Origin of the sequence: Paenibacillus sp. FSL H7-0735 (genome assembly GCF_038008505.1) — a bacterium.
Taxonomy (GTDB): domain Bacteria; phylum Bacillota; class Bacilli; order Paenibacillales; family Paenibacillaceae; genus Paenibacillus_AQ; species Paenibacillus_AQ odorifer.
Window position 1 is genome coordinate 871,172 of the sequence record NZ_JBBOZH010000002.1, and the last position, 18,315, is coordinate 889,486.

Annotated in this window: 17 protein-coding genes and 1 riboswitch; of the genes, 1 reads left to right on the top strand and 16 read right to left on the bottom strand. The window is 40.2% G+C overall.

Annotation, left to right across the window (positions count from 1 at the left end; translation table 11 throughout):
* Positions 1-30: 30 nt before the first annotated feature.
* From NSS82_RS31430 to NSS82_RS31445, 4 genes are all read right to left on the bottom strand, one after another.
* On the bottom strand, positions 31-3,564 hold the full coding sequence (locus NSS82_RS31430) for an alpha-amylase family glycosyl hydrolase (RefSeq protein WP_094902388.1): 3,534 nt from the start codon (positions 3,562-3,564) through the stop codon (positions 31-33).
* Between the two features lie 253 nt (positions 3,565-3,817).
* Entirely contained in the window at positions 3,818-4,804 is a 987-nt protein-coding gene (locus tag NSS82_RS31435) for a phosphotransferase (RefSeq protein ID WP_076099896.1), read from the bottom strand.
* An 85-nt stretch (positions 4,805-4,889) separates the two neighbouring features.
* Positions 4,890-6,632: a phosphomethylpyrimidine synthase ThiC gene (thiC, locus tag NSS82_RS31440; protein ID WP_038573398.1), complete on the bottom strand. Its 1,743-nt coding sequence runs from the start codon at positions 6,630-6,632 to the stop codon at positions 4,890-4,892.
* A 102-nt stretch (positions 6,633-6,734) separates the two neighbouring features.
* Positions 6,735-6,844, bottom strand: a riboswitch (TPP riboswitch).
* 69 nt (positions 6,845-6,913) lie between these two features.
* Complete coding sequence (locus NSS82_RS31445; RefSeq protein ID WP_038573399.1) at positions 6,914-8,965, bottom strand: beta-galactosidase; 2,052 nt, start codon at positions 8,963-8,965, stop codon at positions 6,914-6,916.
* 170 nt (positions 8,966-9,135) lie between these two features.
* Here NSS82_RS31445 and NSS82_RS31450 point away from each other — a divergent pair, with 170 nt between their 5' ends.
* Positions 9,136-9,969 (top strand): helix-turn-helix transcriptional regulator, encoded by an 834-nt coding sequence (locus NSS82_RS31450; protein ID WP_052097339.1) that lies wholly within the window; start codon positions 9,136-9,138, stop codon positions 9,967-9,969.
* Between the two features lie 55 nt (positions 9,970-10,024).
* On the opposite strand, the gene NSS82_RS31455 is transcribed toward NSS82_RS31450, so the two are convergent.
* The 12 genes from NSS82_RS31455 to NSS82_RS31510 all read right to left on the bottom strand — a co-directional run bounded on the left by NSS82_RS31455 (position 10,025) and on the right by NSS82_RS31510 (position 18,239).
* Positions 10,025-10,549: a hypothetical protein gene (locus NSS82_RS31455; RefSeq protein ID WP_076273177.1), complete on the bottom strand. Its 525-nt coding sequence runs from the start codon at positions 10,547-10,549 to the stop codon at positions 10,025-10,027.
* Positions 10,550-10,579: 30 nt separating this feature from the next.
* Positions 10,580-11,080 carry a hypothetical protein gene (locus NSS82_RS31460; RefSeq protein WP_076141928.1) on the bottom strand — a complete coding sequence of 167 codons (501 nt, stop codon included), beginning with the start codon at positions 11,078-11,080 and terminating at the stop codon, positions 10,580-10,582.
* A 40-nt stretch (positions 11,081-11,120) separates the two neighbouring features.
* Positions 11,121-11,984: a hypothetical protein gene (locus tag NSS82_RS31465; RefSeq protein ID WP_341109926.1), complete on the bottom strand. Its 864-nt coding sequence runs from the start codon at positions 11,982-11,984 to the stop codon at positions 11,121-11,123.
* Positions 11,985-12,008: 24 nt separating this feature from the next.
* On the bottom strand, positions 12,009-12,572 hold the full coding sequence (locus tag NSS82_RS31470; protein ID WP_340961277.1) for an AAA family ATPase: 564 nt from the start codon (positions 12,570-12,572) through the stop codon (positions 12,009-12,011).
* A gap of 60 nt (positions 12,573-12,632) precedes the next feature.
* Entirely contained in the window at positions 12,633-13,085 is a 453-nt protein-coding gene (locus tag NSS82_RS31475; protein ID WP_038573403.1) for a hypothetical protein, read from the bottom strand.
* Positions 13,057-14,043 (bottom strand): phosphotransferase, encoded by a 987-nt coding sequence (locus tag NSS82_RS31480; protein WP_081386664.1) that lies wholly within the window; start codon positions 14,041-14,043, stop codon positions 13,057-13,059. Before NSS82_RS31480 ends, NSS82_RS31475 begins: the two co-directional genes overlap by 29 nt.
* Positions 14,044-14,286: 243 nt before the next feature.
* On the bottom strand, positions 14,287-14,658 hold the full coding sequence (locus tag NSS82_RS31485; protein ID WP_036681355.1) for an iron chaperone: 372 nt from the start codon (positions 14,656-14,658) through the stop codon (positions 14,287-14,289).
* A 58-nt stretch (positions 14,659-14,716) separates the two neighbouring features.
* On the bottom strand, positions 14,717-15,151 hold the full coding sequence (locus NSS82_RS31490) for a hypothetical protein (RefSeq protein WP_076273174.1): 435 nt from the start codon (positions 15,149-15,151) through the stop codon (positions 14,717-14,719).
* Positions 15,135-15,353, bottom strand: coding sequence for a helix-turn-helix transcriptional regulator (locus NSS82_RS31495; RefSeq protein WP_036681352.1), 219 nt, complete (start codon positions 15,351-15,353; stop codon positions 15,135-15,137). Before NSS82_RS31495 ends, NSS82_RS31490 begins: the two co-directional genes overlap by 17 nt.
* Positions 15,354-15,927: 574 nt before the next feature.
* Complete coding sequence (locus NSS82_RS31500) at positions 15,928-16,416, bottom strand: DUF2199 domain-containing protein (protein WP_038573408.1); 489 nt, start codon at positions 16,414-16,416, stop codon at positions 15,928-15,930.
* Between the two features lie 192 nt (positions 16,417-16,608).
* Positions 16,609-16,986 carry a GNAT family N-acetyltransferase gene (locus tag NSS82_RS31505; protein WP_076099892.1) on the bottom strand — a complete coding sequence of 126 codons (378 nt, stop codon included), beginning with the start codon at positions 16,984-16,986 and terminating at the stop codon, positions 16,609-16,611.
* 458 nt (positions 16,987-17,444) lie between these two features.
* A complete protein-coding gene (locus NSS82_RS31510; protein WP_076099891.1) occupies positions 17,445-18,239 on the bottom strand; it encodes a MerR family transcriptional regulator in 795 nt (264 codons plus the stop codon).
* Positions 18,240-18,315: the final 76 nt, after the last annotated feature.

Here is an 18,315-nt window from a genome sequence, read left to right on the forward strand (position 1 = left end):
TCTTTTTAACTATGAAATGGATACAAGGGTCTACTTCAGATAGGTTCCTGACTCTCCGATTCCACCACTACCGTTCAATACATATACACGCGCATTTCCTTTACCGGAGCAGTTGATTGTGATCACACCGTTGGTAACGGTTTTCGTATCACCAGTGACCGCATCCACATAAGTTCCGTTAGGAATTCCGGTGAATGTTGCATTTCCTGAGATCGTAACCAAAGCAAAGCTATCGATTCCTTTGCTACTATCAGTGTATCTTCTTTTAAATGCCAAATCACCTGATACATTTTCTGTAGAATATTGGCCTTTTTGCAAAGCAGGAACAGCTCTTCTGATTAAATTAAGTTGTCTGATATGTTTCGCCAGAGGATAATTTAACGAGTCTGCAAGTGTGCCAGTAGCATTGGTATATTTACCGTAATCTTGAACAGTAACACTACCCTCAATATGATCGCCAAAGTAAGCACGGCCTGTTGTACTTAACGGTGCATTTGGACCTACATCTATGACTGATCCTTTTTTAAACTCAATTTCAGAACCATAATAGATCGCAGGTATTCCTCGGAAGGTGAACATCAGAGCGAGATTCTCAGCCCAAGTGTCCTGTGTGCCGGCAAATCTTTGATTTTCTGGTGCCTGGTCAGGTGCATAGTCATGAGAGTCAATATAAGTTACATTCCAGGTAGCATCATTATAGAATTGATCACCGCTTCTCATACTGAATGCTTCCTGAGCAGTCTTGAAGGCCCAGTGCATTGGAAAATCAATAACATCCATACCCGATTTCATCGAATAGTCAGGCGTATGATAAGTATTTCCTGTTAAAAAAGCATTGTTCGAGGTAGGCTGTCCTGCTGTAGTAGAGTTATCTGCCCACTCTTGTTCCACCGATAGCTTGTTGGAAGCGTAATCATTTTGACCGTCACCCGGATAGGATTTTGAGCTTTTCCAAGTATAAAATGGTGTTGATATCGCCGGGATTCCACTGTTCCACACATCTCTGTACCGAGTAGCCACTTCCCCAAAGACAAAGAAGTCTGAGCCCCCTCTTGTTTTCCATGCCGGCACAAAATATTTGTTAAAAATATACCGGCTTACATGCTTTACAGTATCGACCCGGAAAGCATCCACACCCATATCAATATATTGATTATAGCTGTCGATTAGATACTGATTCACTAGAGGATTTTCTGTGTTTAAGTCCACACAGTCTCCCGCAATCTGTCCTGTCTGGACGGTATAAGACTCCCAAGAAAGACTTTTTTCCGTATGGTAAATGTTATTGTTAGTCTCCGCAGTCTTCATTAAGGCAAGTCTTGCCTGATATTGCTGATCAGGGGTCATGGAATCATAGTTAGCTGGCAGCTTATCCGTAATTTTGAGCATGTTACTCACGGTGTCCGCCGCCGCCGGATCTTTTTTGAACATCGGGAACAGATTTTCTTCTCCAAAATTACCGGTATGATTGACGACAATATCTTGAATAACCTTTATCCCTCTAGCGTGCGCCGCATTGATCAAATCCTGATAAGAAGCCCCTGCGGATTCATATCTTGGATCTATTTTTGCAAAATTAATTGCATGGTACCCATGATAATCATAACCGCTGGCATTCTGCACCACAGGTGTAATCCAGATGGCACTGAAGCCTAGGGCTTTAATGTAATCGAGCTTTTGAATCAGTCCTTTGAAATCCCCTCTCCAAGCTGGATCAGAGTCCGGATTTCCTGCCTTGGCATCCTCCCATGCATGCTCGTTGTTACTGGAATCACCGTCATAGAACCGGGAAGTGATTACAAAATAAATCGTATCTTCACGAAAATCGCCCTTATTACCAATGTTATAAACAAAACTCTGTTTGGTTTCATTTCCGGCACCATCGATCACAAGAAATTTTAAGGTTGTCGTCTTGTTAATTAAGATAGACGGTCCTGCAAGAGATGTCAGTGCATTGCCTGAGATATAGACTTTTGAACTCGTTGTTGGTTCCGTACCATTATCTGTGTAATATGCTGTAGTTGTTGCCGCCTTGTTGTCTTTTATATTAAAAGATACGGAAACCGCTGAGCTCGAATTCCCAACAGGCAGATTCGCAGTGATAATCGGAGCTTGCAAATCGGCATTCAGATCAATCACATAAGCAAAAGAGCCTACATTACCCGCTTGCCCTATAGAGTTAACGCCGAATGCTTTGATAGTCAAAGATGAAGGTACTTGGATTGGAGTCGTATACAACGTTGAGGTTGTCGTAGGTGTCGAGCCATTGGTCGTATAATAAATTTTATCGCCGCTATTTGTACTGGATAGTGTCACCGTTTGGGCAGAATCATAGGTTTTGGGCACAGGAGAGACGGTTATCACCGGAACCTTAGGAACGTCTGGATTGGCGTCATACCATACATTATCTGAGTTATACCAGCCCTCTTTTATGCTGCGAGATAAGTCAGCCGTCTGTTTGCCATTGCCGTCATTAAAGATCAGGCTTGCACCTGTAGCATTTGGAACAGTATAGCTATACCAATCGTTTCCGTCCGATTTCATCAGTATTCCCGGCCATGCTCCACTAGTCGGAACGGTTGCCGGATTCAGATTCCAGTAATGGATGCGGATCGCTGCATTCCAGCTTGCTGGTTTCTTAAAGTGAACGGTTAGCCCCGCTGAAGTTGGTGTAGGAGTTACGGTAGGTGTTGGTGTTGGCGTTGGTGTAGGAGTTACGGTAGGTGTTGGCGTCACCGTTGGTGTAGGAGCTACCGTAGGTGTTGGTGTCACCGTTGGTGTAGGAGTTACCGTAGGTGTTGGCGTCACTGTTGGGGTAGGAGTTATCGTTGGTGTTGGGGTAGCTCCGGCCGAAAGGGTCACATAGTCGATATTAATATTCCCGCTATCATCCGAGTCATATTTATAAGCAAGCGTGTTATTTCCTGCCTGTAAGGAGAGTATTTCTATTTGGTCTGCCCATGTATCCCAGTTGGCCAGGTTTGCTAATGTTGTCTGTGTAACCTTTATTCCATTGACATAAATGGACACCTTTTTTGCACTGCCAGATGCATTAGCATAGTGAAGTGTGGCATTATAGGACCCTGCTGCGGAAGACTGGACGTTAAAAGTGGTGGCTGCTCCTGTAGTTGTATATCCATCAACAAAACCAGTGCCCGAATATCCGATGTGATTCGTATTTACTTTTGCACCACCAGACAGGGATGCACTCTCTGCTTCGTATTTCCCGGCAACCGGAATAACCACCGTCCAGTTCTTCCCGCCGTTATTGTCCCAACTATCCGTTGGAGCCGTGATGTGATAACAATAAATAAGGGTGGCACCTTCCTGAACATTGAGGTTGGCGGTGAACGTGGTTCCATTTTTGGTCATCACCGTGTCCGTAGTATTAGCCCAGTTATTCGTAGTCCAATGTAAGGTCACAGCTGTCGCTGTAGGATTGGTATAGGTGACTGTATGATCCGTATTGCTGGCCGATGCTCCACCCGATAAACCAAATAAACTAAAAATGAGCGAAAAAATAATTAACCACGAAATATAACGCCTGGATTGTTTGGATACCAAGTAAATAACCTCCTCATAATTTTTAGTGCAGCTACGATTTTTATGCTTATCGTGTGGTGCAAACGTTTGCAAAAATGAGAAAAAAAGAAATACTTGATAGTTTTGATCTCCTCCTTCCATGATAAATAAGGAAAAAGCTCATTGAATGCGTTTACAAATAGCTCTATATGTGGTGGATTTTCCTTGTTAAGATTATAGGCGCCAAACTTTGGCTGGTCAATGCATCTTTTAGGCTATAATTCAATCGTTTTCACTATAAGTTCCCTAAGATAGCAGGTAAATTGTTCAGGTTCTTAGCCAGCCAATTCATTTCTTTTGCAAAACGTTTTGGAGGTACACTATGTTTGTCCATCGCGGCATTAATCCACCACGGGCTTTCCATATACCACAACAACTGCAATGATTTTGTTAAATCCCCCTGCTCCACCGTTCGTTCCTCACGATATCCGTCAATAAATGCTGAGGCTAGTGCTCCATCTAAATCTTCATCTAGAGCACATGACATCACTGCTCGCGCTACATCTAGCTGCGGATAATCATATTTGAACCGATCAAAATCTAGAATTGCAGACAATTGGCTATCTTGAAATAAAAGATTATCAACCCATAAATCACGATGTGCCCATCCAGCTTCAAGTCCTTCGAATATTTCCGGATCTATTTCTTCAGTCGCTCTTAGTTGTATCTCTAGGTCAGTGATAAGTGAGGTTTTACCCATTTCCTTTGATTGTTGTAGGAGTACATTCCAATGTTCTAAACGTTCCTCAGGGCTTTGTGGAATAAATTGTGGGGTTCTTTTCAAACTAATGGTCCCATCATTTAATAAACGATGCATTTTACCTGTGGCACGACCCAAATCAAACATTTGATGGATATTAATCTTACCCGGCTCTATGACACGGCCTTCACAATATTCCATTGCCATAAACGTTTCTCCCTGATCTGATTCCAGTAAAACATTATTGTTATAAGCCAACAATCCGGGACATGGGAGCCCCTGTAGATACAATCTTTTCTGTTGAGAAAAGGCAAAGTTCAGCTCTTCTGGGTTATACAATTTATATCTTTTTTTGTTGTATTGTTTAAGTAGAAATTGCCCTGAATCCGTTGTGATTTTCCATTTAAGATTTAACCAGCCACGTTTTATTGGGGTAGCATGAAGGACTTTCAATCCAAAAAAATGATAGAAACTATTACTTAAATCCTCTAAAATGGCTTCCTCTGAACGAATCGCTTCCATTTCATCAACTCCTATCTATTCAAAGTATAAAAGAAGAAGCCGCCAATGACGACTTCTTTTAGATATTTCTTTTTAGCAGAAAAAGTTATCTATAAATGAGGCTCCCGCCTTGGAGAAACTCTTCTGCCTTCTCTTGCATTCCTGATTCAATTCTCGTCGAATTACGGATATTATGAGAGATCTTCATACTGCAAAATTTCGGCCCGCACATGGAACAGAAATGAGCTGTTTTAGCGCCTTCCGCAGGCAATGTCTCATCATGATATTCGAGCGCTCGCTCAGGATCTAACGATAAATGAAATTGATCACGCCAACGAAATTCAAAACGGGCTTTCGAAAGAGCGTTATCCCGGTCTTGTGCTCCTTTATGCCCTTTCGCCAAATCTGCGGCATGTGCCGCTATTTTATAAGTAATGACCCCTACACGTACATCTTCCTTATTAGGCAGGCCAAGATGCTCCTTCGGAGTTACGTAACATAACATTGCTGTACCGAACCAACCAATCATCGCTGCACCTATAGCAGAGGTAATATGATCATACCCCGGCGCAATATCTGTAGTCAGTGGACCTAACGTATAAAAAGGGGCTTCGTTGCAAGTTTCAAGTTGCTTATCCATATTCTCTTTAATCAAGTGCATCGGCACATGTCCTGGACCCTCTACCATCACCTGTACATCATGACTCCAAGCCATAGCTGTTAATTCACCTAACGTCTCTAACTCGGCAAATTGTGCTTCATCATTCGCATCAGCAATCGAACCCGGACGTAATCCATCGCCTAGGGAAAAAGAAACATCGTACAGCTTCATGATTTCACATATCTCTTCAAAATGTGTATATAAAAAGTTCTCTTGATGATGCGCAAGACACCATGCCGCCATAATGGAGCCACCTCTTGAAACAATACCTGTCATACGTTGTGCCGTCAACGGGATATAACGAAGCAGAACTCCCGCATGAATGGTAAAATAGTCCACCCCTTGCTCCGCTTGCTCAATGAGCGTATCACGGTATACTTCCCACGTTAAATCTTCCGCTTTCCCATTCACTTTTTCCAAAGCTTGATAAATAGGCACCGTTCCAATAGGAACAGGAGAATTACGGATGATCCACTCGCGTGTCGTATGGATGTTTTTACCTGTGGAGAGATCCATTATATTGTCTGCACCCCAGCGGGTAGCCCATCTCATTTTCTCCACCTCTTCCTCTATGGATGAGGATACTGCGGAGTTTCCAATATTGGCATTGATCTTTACCAAAAAATTACGCCCAATAATCATTGGTTCACTCTCTGGATGATTGATATTCGCTGGAATGATGGCGCGGCCGCGGGCTACTTCATCTCTTACAAATTCCGGTGTCACATTCTCACGAATCGCAACGTATTCCATTTCCGAAGTAATAATCCCTTTGCGTGCATAATGCATTTGAGAGACATTACGCCCCTTTTTCGCTCGCAAAGGTTTTCTATGGAGCGCTGGAAACACTTCCGCCACAGCTTTTCCCGTTGCATTCCCGTTATCTTCAGGCTTCACGGTTCTTCCTTCGTACGCTTCCACATCCCCTCGTTCCTCAATCCAGCTTAGACGATTGGGCTCTAACCCCTGACGAATATCAGTATGAATATTAGCATCCGTGTAAGCCCCACTTGTGTCATAGACATGAATTGGGGCATTCTCCTCTTCGCCGTCTATGCCCGCAGTTGGACTAAGTGAGATCTCCCGCATAGGGACCTGAATATCAGACCGTGAACCCTTTACATAGACTTTTTGACTTGCTGGAAAAGCTGATAGATTGATTGGATCGTTGTTCAATTCGCTTGTCATCTCAATTCCTCCTATAAGGTGATTTGATCAAGCGGAGACGGTCTACTCCCCACACATAGAAAAGGCCACATCTGTATAAGATGCGGCCTTAGAGTAGACAAATAGAAATAGAGCTCCATTTCCTCCGCTGGCATTATCCAGATCAGGTTTGACGGTCGATAGTTATAACTATCCTCTCAGCCTGGTCCCACCAAGCTCCCGTGACTATAATTGCTACTTCAAAGTATAACCGAAAAGAGAGAATTATCCAAATCTACTCAAATGTGAGATCAATGTGTACGTTAGTATAACACCAATACCCCAAATCCTTCCAGAAGCACCTCGCCCGACAATGTTGTGCCGCTCAGTAAATCTGTTTTGGTCTCATGAAGATGGATCGTGACAGGAGTCTCACTATAATTAAGCAAAAAAGCATAACTGGAAGAAGCTCCGGTACGGACTTGCAGCTCTACCTCTTCTGGGAGCTCCAGCCAATTTGCTGGCGATTGTAGATCAATTAATTTTATGATCTCAGCCGCTGCCTGTTCGTTAAATACGGCTCCGTAATACCAAACCTCACCCTTGCCGCGACGATTTCTAGTTACCGCCGGTTTTCCCGCATAATAATCAGAGGCGTAAACCGCCATCACTTCAACCGAAGCTTCCTCTATTTTGAGAATATCATTAAAGTCATCTGCTCCTGTAACGACTTCGGTCGCGCCCGACCAGCTAATTGTTGTTGGCTGACGACTGCCCTTAACCATTGTGAATTCTTCAACTGTGATCCCGCATAGATCCTTAGCAGTACCTGGGAAAGGACGCATATAACATTGACCGCGCTCATCCTTATAGCCAGTTCTACAGCCGAAGATCAGTTTGCCGCCTTGTTGAACATATTCATCCAGCAGAGACGCTGTCTCATCTGTCATAATCGCTGGGTGAGGATAGATAAGCACGTCGTACCTTGCAAGCTCCTCCAGCGTTGTTTTTTTGCGCAGATAGAGCACGTCATTCGGGATATGCTTCCGCTGAAGAGCCTTGTACCACTCCTTATTGCTCTTCCACATAAACGGGCCATGCCAAACATCGTATTCTCCATCCCACTCATTGTCATAATCACGAACAATAGCAACGTTAGCCTGATTATGAGTACCGATAAACGCTTGACCTGCTGCTGCCAGCTCCTGACCGATCTGCCCCGCTTCCCGCACTCTCCGGTTAGGCTGATTATGATAGTCATTGATTCCATGCCAATAAATTTCATTGCCCATCGTAGCTGTCCGCCAGCGGAAATATAACACCATATCTGCCCCATGAGCGATCGACTGATAAGTCCATAACCGCATCTGCCCGGGCTTTGGAGAAGGCATATCCATCCGGTTCACCCAGCCACCCGGGCCTGACTGCTGCTCCATAATGCAGAAATTCGGGGATATCGAACGAACAACAGATAATGACAGTCCCCAGCCTCTATCATTCAGCGGATTCCGCTCATTCGGGTCATAAAAAATAGTAGAGAACTGAGGATAGGAATCATAGCTGAAGAAATCCAGCAGTTCATCCGTCATTTCATGGCTATCGAGATGACCGAACAGACCGTTCGTGGTTACCCATTGCTTAGGGGCAAGTTTACGAATAATATCCGCTTGGTTTTTGGCAAAAGAAATTGTATTGTCCGAAATAAACCGTTTTTCATCCAATGCCTGATGAGGATTGGGTTGCTTCGGTACTGGAGTCGGACGTGGAAGATAGACCTGAGACCAGTCACTATAGCTTTGATTCCAAAAAACAGCTCCCCATGCCTCGTTCAAATGCTCAAGCGTAACATATTTCTGCTGTAGCCATTCCCGGAAGGCCTTATGGTCACTCTCCGAATAAAATTCACTGATCTCACAGTTGAGCTCATTATCAATTTGCCAGCCAACTACACCCGGATGATTGCCGTAATGTTCAGCCATTTGTTCTGCAATACGTGCACACAGTTCCCGGTATTTAGGACTGCTGTAATTATAATGGCGGCGCATGCCATGCTGAAGTGTAACACCTTCGTAGGTTACATTTAATACTTCTGGATATTTATCAGTCAACCAAGCTGGAGGCGTTGCCGTCGGAGTACCAAGTACAACCTGAAGACCATATTTATGTGCTAGATCAATCGCCCGATCAAAGAGCCCGAACTGAAACTCCCCTTCTGTGGGTTCAAAAATAGACCAAGCAAACTCCCCCATCCGAATGATCGTAAAGCCGAGTTCACGCATCCGGCGATAATCGTCCTCCCACATGTTTTCTGGCCAGTGCTCCGGATAATAACAAACGCCAAGCTCGAATTTTTCAGTTGCGACAGGTTTCTTCATCATTACCTCCAAAGTATTAAAAATATGCTTTCAATATTTTATAATTCTATTGTAGTATCAATGATAAGAGGTCTTATATAACAAAATATTGCTATCATATAACAATCTTGCGTTTATTGCCTTAATCCAACTTGCGCTCTGTTGCGCTACAGAAATGGGTGCTGCCAAACATGAAGAAACAATGGTATTTGCCGACACCGGCTTTTTCAAAATATGTCTGTTATCCTGAATTTTTGGGACATTACACTCACTTTCCACAACATACAGAGAGAAGAAGCGAAGGGTTTCTGGGGAGTTATAACCTGCATTTGATCTTTGGTGGGGAGGGTTATGTATTCCATGAGGGCGAACGTATTCCGATGAGTAGAGGACGAGGTTTTCTGTACCCAAAAGGGGCTTATCAGCAATACGGCTCTGACCCAGGCGAGCCTTGGGATGTCCGATGGGTTCATTTTAATATTGAAATCGTCCTCCCCTTATTAGAGGAAGTGGACCAGTCCCGTGCATACCTGTTCACTTTTGATTTGGATGCTAAGCTGGACGAGCTATTCGAGGAAATGTACCTACTGAGCGCTTCCTACGTGACCCGTAGCGAGCCAAGACTATCTGCTCTGCTGTATGAGCTTCTAGTTAAATTGCTGCAGAACTCCGAGCCGCTTCACGGCTCAGTACCGCACGAGGTTAGACAGTCCATCCGGAGTGCTGCAGATATCATTCATGTCGAATGTGCCAGCCCTTGGTCTCTGGAATCGATGGCAAGATTGACCGGGTACAGCAGCTATCATTTTCTAAGGCTGTTCCGGGTGGTTATGGGCAAAACTCCAAACCGTTATTTAACCGATTGTCGGCTGGCTAAAGCCAAGCTTTTACTGGTTTCCACAGGACTCTCCATTGCTCAGGTTGCGACTCAGTCCGGTTTTGCCCAATCCAGCTATTTTATTAAAGTGTTCAGAAGGTTTGAAGGCATGTCTCCTGTGAAATACCGGCAGGCTTTTGGGGCGTAGACGATCTTCCTTCAGTCCGTAGAGATTCAATCTTAGTCTCTTGGACTTATCACCCTTAAAGATCATCCTTAAGAGAAATTTCACTCTCAATATCTAAACTTATTGTTTCGGAATGAATCTCCCCTTCATTATCATTCCATGTAATAGATAAAGTGGTGTTTTCATAATTTTGTCTATTTTTATTTAATTCGTCATACGAATACGGACCTGTTATAGACCCGATATCAGTGTTACTTAATATTGAAACGGGTCCATCCGTTGACCTAGCTTCATTTACAAGAACTGTTTCATCCTTATTATTAGTGTTTTTTTCATTGACTTCATACTTATAATAGCTACTATTCACTAAAGCGCTTGGGTCTCCCTTGAACACTAACTTCCCATGTCCCCGTAAAATTTTGCTAGATGAAATTATTATTTTGTAATCTAAAACATCCCATGTATCCCCTGTACCCTTAAGCGTATATACTTGAACATCAGTGTTTAAATTTGTTTCGAACTCTTTATTGAAATATAAATAACTCCATATCGCATTCGAAATAATAACCACAGCTACAAGCACTAGGATTAGTTTTTTCATATCTGCTCCTTTATAAATACTCCCCAGCCATTATTTATATCTTAAATTCCATTCTTTTGACCAATTCGGAAATGCTTCTCCGGTCAATTCTTCGAGTGTTTTTCCATCAATGGTGTAAACCCAGCCCATATGTAATTCATCGAAATCAGGAAAACTATAGCCTCCTATCACTTCATCGTCTGCTTCTAGCAGAAAAATCAGGGTTTGTTTTTTTGTATTATCCTTCTCGTTATCTAAGGGGTGGTTTTTAACGATTAACTTACTTGTAGTTATTTCCTTACCTATATAATCGATTGGATCAACACTTTGAACACTCCAATATTGTATGTATGGCATTTCCGTCAGCAGTTTTTTATCTAATAAATATTCAGAAACAATTCCTTCATTACTAATGATCAGATAGCCCATATCGGTAATAAATTGTTCAGCTTTGCTATATTCTTTTTTTGAATTATCGCTAATTTCCTCATCACTACATCCCAATAAAAAGATTAAGAATAACGGAATTATGATTCTCCTTAATTTTTTCATAGGTTCTCTCCTTGCATTGTTTATTATCTCCGCGCTCAATTTATAGATTAATCTTATTGTATGAATTTAGTATCATCAAACTCTTTCGCGTCTTATAGGCTCTCCATTCCAACCTCGCTGTTTCACCGGGAGGCTCCCATTTTATCTGCCATCCTCCATCATCCTCCTGTTGGTATTCTAATACTTTTAAATGATCAAGAATGGTTTCATCAGAAAATATGCTGCTACAGTAAGAAGTTGGTGATGGCGAAAATTCTAGAGGAGAGAGTCCATAACTGTGGGATGCGGCATCCAAGCAAAAAAAGTTGGCAGTAATAAGCTCCTTAGATAATTTTTGAAATAATCCTTTGATAAAATCCGATTGAGGTAAGCTTTCCAATAAATAAAATGCAGTTAAAATTGTATGCGCATCATCATAGGCTTGTGAGTGAATATCTTCCAAACAAATTTCTGTCGCTTTATCAAGCCAGGAATGTTCTATCCCTTGCCATTTAAGAAGCCCGACAAGACCAGTAAGTCTGCTAAATGATGGCTCTGGAGAAAGAGGGTTATTCCAATGTTCTGCTCTTGGATAGTTCGATGATGAAGGAAATATTGTTGGAATCCCTTTTTTTAAGTCAGCATGCTTTGAAATATAATCACATGCTTTTTGAGAGAGTTCTTCGTCTTTTATGTTACAGTCATATAAGAAACGTAGTGCAAATTCCATGAAAAGTGGCTGACTACCGGGTGCCCGTAAATCTGGCTCTATTGCATTTCCAAACCCACCATCTTCGTTCTGGTAGGCTATTAGAGAAGTCACAACATTGCTTATTGATCCACCGTGGAAAATATATTCAAAAACCCTTCTTTCTAATAATCTGCCATGTGTCCAAATGAAATGGGCTGCTTTTTCAAAATCCATCTGTTCCCCTCCTCAAAATTTACGCTAAGCATTTAAGTATTCAATGACACTTTTAATATAGGATTCAATCGGTTCCTTTGTATTAACAATATGTATTCTGACATTAGAGGGCTTTTTAGCATTTTCAATAGTTTTAAGTAATGTCTCTTCAGAAGGCACTCTTTCAATCTGGCTAATCATTCTTTTTCTATTTCGCAGTCTATTATTGAGCTCGTCATAGTCATTTAATAAACATTCTACATATTTATATTCCGCATTATATTTCTGGGTCAGATTCAATCCTCTCTCTATCATCTCAGAGTATAAACAAGGGCTATCGAGTATAACATTATGACCTTGAGATAAGTGAAAATCTATCAAGGCCCATTCAATGTCATACGAAATTCTTCCAACTTCCTTGAACCCAGTGTTTGCTCCAAGTGATTCCATAAGAGAAGACTTTACAATGTCGTGATCAAGAATAACAGCAGAAGTATGCTGCGCTATTACTCTGGCTAATGAAGACTTTCCTGATCCGGGGTATCCAGACATCTGAAGAAAAAACAACGAGGGCCACTTCCTTTCAGCATAGTCTTGGGTCTTCCACAGACATAAATGAGCTCATAGCGTGAATTCTATGTTAGCTGATATGTATTCTTCTTCGAAAATCTATTCGAGTATTATCTCTTCTGCTTTATTGTTCCATGTTAGCATTAACTTTATTGTCTGTTTATTTAAATCCAATTCATTTGAAAATTCAGTCATTTTCATTTTCAAACCACCCTCTGTCTTACTCTTACCGAAACCTCCCTTAGTATTAAAATACTCACTTGAATACTCAAATATAAAAATCTTTATGGTAGGTTCAGTCCCTATATAATTGATTTCGTAATTTATCTCACCTGTTGATTCATTATGCTCAATAATTGTTTCCCAATAATCACCTTTTCCGTACTTCTGAACCCAATGGCTATTGCACCCGGTGACTAAAGTTATACACAGAACGAATAGAATAACTAAAGATATCTTTGTATGTTTTATTATATTCACCTCTATTCTAACAACAGAATTCCAACTATCTTTTAAGTTCAGGCTATATTTCGACGAGATTCTTATAAGCATTTATCGACTTCCATATAAGCTCCTCATCCTTAATTCCTTCATGAACAAATAACTTTATTGGAAAAAAGAGTCCTTCCATAATCGATAATCTAACGTCCTCCACAAATTGTGTGTACGTGTATGCGCTCCTGATTTTATTGTTAATTGAATGAAAATACAGATCAAAAATACGTGTAGTCTCCTCACTGCCATGAAACAAATCGTGGATAAATAACATAACGAGATCCTCCGTACAAAGCCCCACCTTCACAGCTTCAAGATCAATGATGCACGGCCTTGAACTGCTAAACATCGGATATAATAAATTGCCAACATTTAGATCACCATGAATGCATGTGGTATTTTGATATCTGGATATACGACTAATATGTTTCTGGGCATTTTCACGCAAGCTAAGTAAACTCTTCTCGTAAATACTAAACTGTTCTTCCCCAAGGTTATAAGTCTGGTGCTTTCTAAAAGCTAGATAATCTCTCTCCAAATACGAAATATGCTTTAAATAATGCTCTGTACTTTTCAAATGCTCGGGATGAGCTAACTCGCTTGTCCCCCAAGAAGCAGAATGAAACTGTACGATCACATCAATAATGTTTGCTAATTTATCAGAATCAATAGGTACTTCCCAGTCAGCTAAATTGGTATGTGTCGGGGTCAGATCTTCCATCAACAATATCCCCTCTTGTCCGACTGTATCATATTTATTAAAAAAGACTCTCGGAATAGATACATCCTTGGTATAGTAATGATTATAAATCATATTTTCATATGGAATATGATCTGACTTTGTGATTTTCTCTAATAACGACAAAACCTTATTGTCTTTCGTATACACTTCTATTTTATTGAGTGCTGCTCGATTGCGTATTTCTTGTTTTGTTCTTTTAATCTCAAGAATCTCAGGAACACCCTGACCTCTTAATAGCTCTAATAGTTGATCATCGTTTAGTAGCATTTTCATCCTCCAATCTGAATTGGCTCTCGCCTACAGTAGCCATTTGTCTCACTTCCATTTTTCAGCATTCATCAGGTTGAACTAACGTGTATAAATTCGCTTTCAACATTCCATCCACCTTCCAAAATATTGAATATTTCACGCTGAGAATTTAAATAAAAAAGACAAATCACGTATTAAAGTGACTTGTCCTCCGGTGCTTCCACATATAAATTTGCTTAAAATGAATTGAACGCTAAATAATACGTTTTATTTCCGCCAAAAAGTTGAACAGTCTGCCTTATCCAAAATATTAAACTCGATCATTTTTTCAAGTAATGAGAAATCAACTGGACTTTCCCATCGGATGCGTAATAACTGCTTGGTATGATCATAACCTGCCTGCACAATTTCATCAGAAAAACGATTAATTCCTGCAATTTCAGGGGCAACCGCCAAATGATGTTTGGATACACTGAAGCCAATAATAAAAGTCTCGTGATCGGTAAACATAGGCTGATTCCACGCAACTTTTGGCTTTAAATCAGTAAATTTTCCAGCTACCCAAGCCAAAACTTCTTCCATTCTTTCCCGATGTTGCGGGTTATCAATCTGCGCTAAATATTCTGCAAATACTTCCATGTCATTCTCTCCTAAAAAAATATTTTCGAATAGTCTATTTGATGTTACGTCATATCAACTACATTCTCTTAGCATAATAATTAAACAGGAAGATTCCTAAGGAGATTTGAAAAATAAAAACACCACATAACACAGTGACTACAGTTTGATCTACTCCCATTAAACTAAACACAACAGTTAGAGCCATTAGGATGTAAAAGTTAACAATATTAGTTTTCCAACCGGCTTTTTCTCTTATTCTTATTTTCCGTTCGTCATTAGCCTCAATTTTACTCATTCTAACTTTCTCATCATTCTTTACTTTGTTCTGAGGCTTATTAAGCCATAACGAATACCCCATATTTCCTACTCCAAGCACTGCAAGGACTGAACCCACACCAATGAGCAAACCGGAAATTCCTTTTAGCTTCTCGTCAGTTAAAATAAATCCACCCATATAAACCATAATAGCACCTGCAATTGTTAAGAGCACCCATTTACTTGCCGTTTTCATTACCCAGCTCCTCCTCGTAAATGAAAATATCTTCAATACTCATTTCAAAAAATCGCGCAATCTTAAATGCAAGAATGATGGATGGGTTATACCGGCCATTTTCAAGTGAACCAATCGTTTGCCTGGATACTTCCAATTTATCCGCTAGTTCTTCTTGTTTAATACCTTTTTCTTTTCTAATCTCTTCAAGCCTGTTTTTCAATATCTTACCTCCTGAAGCAATTATGGAAAGTTAACTTTCCGTAAGAATAACACATTGAAGTGTGTATGTAAAGCTAACTTTCCATCAGCTGAAATTGATTGCAATTTAACCCGTGATCTTTATAGGTGTAATGATTTAGGGCACGCCTTGTTGATACTACATCTGTAGAATTGGGCATGAAAAAACGCCACCCGCTAACTCCCTAATAGGAGTACGGGGTGACGTTGAGTGTTTTACGGGCGAAAACTTATGAAAGAAAAGTTCAGTTAGCTTAGCCTGCCTCAAGAATATACCCTCCGAAAGTTTGCCTTTTTAATAAAAAAGTCCCGATGATTATTCACATCATCGGGACTAACGTGTCATTGTCAGCAGAAAATAAAATATTAGACTGTCTCTGTTTCATTGAACAAAAGTCTCCTGTTAGCTTAAACGACATTACGCACCGAGTTTAGCCTTGCAGGGTTGTCTGCTAATTACGGTTCACCGAAAATCCTTAGCAGACCAAGCAGAGCGGCGTAGATATGATTTAATAAGATGTCGGCAGCTTCTTCGACTATACTTTCAAATTCTTCTCTTACTGACTATGATTTATTAAATGAGCAATTTCTTTAACTCTCTCCATTGTAATTCCTTCTCTTTGTTCAACTGCAAGTTGATGATTCGTTTGTTCTAATTCTATTAACGGAACAGCACCAACCTCTTGTGTATGCACCATTGTCTTTAACGATAATGTAGTTATTGGATATATTGAAAGTTCAGTCGATAACCAACCAAAATAAGGTTCTTCCGTCTCCCTTCCTTCTACGTGCAATAATTCATTAGACTTCAGAAAGTTTTCTTCACTAAGAGAAACCCACACACTCCATATAAATTTCTCTTTGCTATCAATTATTGGTATTTCAATATGTCCTCTAATAAAGAAATGCTGTTCATCAATTACACAAAAATCTCTAATTAATTCTGTTCTTTTCTCTTCTGGTACAGTGTAAAAATAATATGGTGCTTCACTTCCGTAACATAAAGGAAGTTCACTTAATTCGTTGTTACAGTGAGGGCATTTCATGTTTTCTGCTCCTTATAGTTTCTCGCCGATTTCTTATAACGTCTTATTTGGGAACTTTGTGATAATTCCATCTGTTGAGTATTCGCGAAATTACTTAGTTATCCTGCCCTTTTAATTCAATAAAAACGGCAGCTGATCCTCTGATCGGCTGCCTTCTTGTTGCGATTAAACTATCGTGACCCATTAGTTTAATCATATCAACTCTGAGATAAACATTGGTGTAGCTCCATCCTCTGTATTAAAGCCAATTTTATTATAGAAATTCACTGCATGAGGATAAGAAATTAATACTTTTGTTTTACACCCTTTATATCTATCAAGCATTATATTCATCATTTCCTTACCTATACCAATACCTATACTCTGATAACTCGGATTAATAAGCATATAATGAAAATATACCGTTAAAACACCATCTGACAAAGCATTTATTAAACCGACAAGCTTTCCTCCTTCCCAAGCGGTAACAATTGAATGAGACCCTCCGATTGCTTGTAAAAGCTCGTTTGGATACTTGCCAGACTCCCATTCTACCGAAAGAAATAACTCTTGGAGTGCATCCTTAGTGATATCCTCTTAGCTTGGAGCGTAATAAATACTCACCCCTATACCTTCCTTTCATAAAACTAACTACGGCACAACATCTGTTTTAAACTCCCATATTTCGATGGTTTTGCAATCCTTACGAAGCCATAAAATAATACCAACAAAGAAATTTCGGATTTATCAAAGTGAATAATCACTTTATTTACCTCAATATACTATTAAAAATATGTATAGAAAATGGATTAACTGAAGTGGAATTTGTATTTATTCACATTAGAGAATTCATGATAATACTTTTTTCACTTAAGCATACAAATCCTAAGAGGCATATAGCGTTAATCTGCCAGTTAGCTAAATAGATAACATTGAACAATAGTTAAATATTTAGCTAATCGGCGAAGTATAACGTTCTTGTCCTCAGCCTGGGGCAAGAAACGTGATTGCTTAATCAAAAAAAAGCCGCTAAATTAGCGACTTTTAATCTAACATGTGCGTTTCTTAATGAACAGTTGTATCTGATAATCCCACTGCAATATTCCAGTCACAATAATGTTATGAAGAACAAAATCTGGACACACATCGTATTCCGTCTTTGCCCTTTCAAGTAAATTTTGTAATACAGCATTCTTATTCTCTTCGGCACAGTTTGCACACAGATAGTCCCCTTCTGGTAGCACAGTTAACCCCTCTAAAGACGGATATTTCAAGCAAACAGCAAATAACCGTGTTATTCCTTCAGTCGTAAACATTCCCGCCATATCTTCAAACAGAAATTGTGAATGCAGAGAAGTCTCAATTTGTTGATAGAAATGTCTGTGATAGTCCCATAAATTCTTAAGTGTGGGGCTTTCCATTTTATTCGAAAACATAATTACCCTTTCCTCTATGTGTCTGACAAAGTAATTTTCACTTTGACTATAATCGTTGTGGAACTTATTTTCATAATGTAGATAGGCACGTTTAATTTTCGATTTTGCATACTGCAGACGAGCAATTTTATCGTCTGCTCTTTTTTCTGCCTGTTTTAGAAAATCAATTACTTTAGAGAGATCATTCTGCTGCAATATATCTTTAATATCCATTAAAGTAAGATCCATTGCTTTGAGCAGTTCAATGGTTTGCAGCTTTACGAGCTCCTGCTCGGAATAGTATCGATATCCCGACAATTCATCTTTATGGCATGGCTTGACTAACCCAATACGATCATAGTGCCGCAAGGTCTCACTGGTCATCTCTACGATTTCTGCTGCTTGCTTAATTGTAAAATAGTTGTTCATATCTACCCTCTTGACCTTTTTGTAACACAAAAGTTTATGATGATTAAAACATATGCGACTGATAAACGCAACGAAA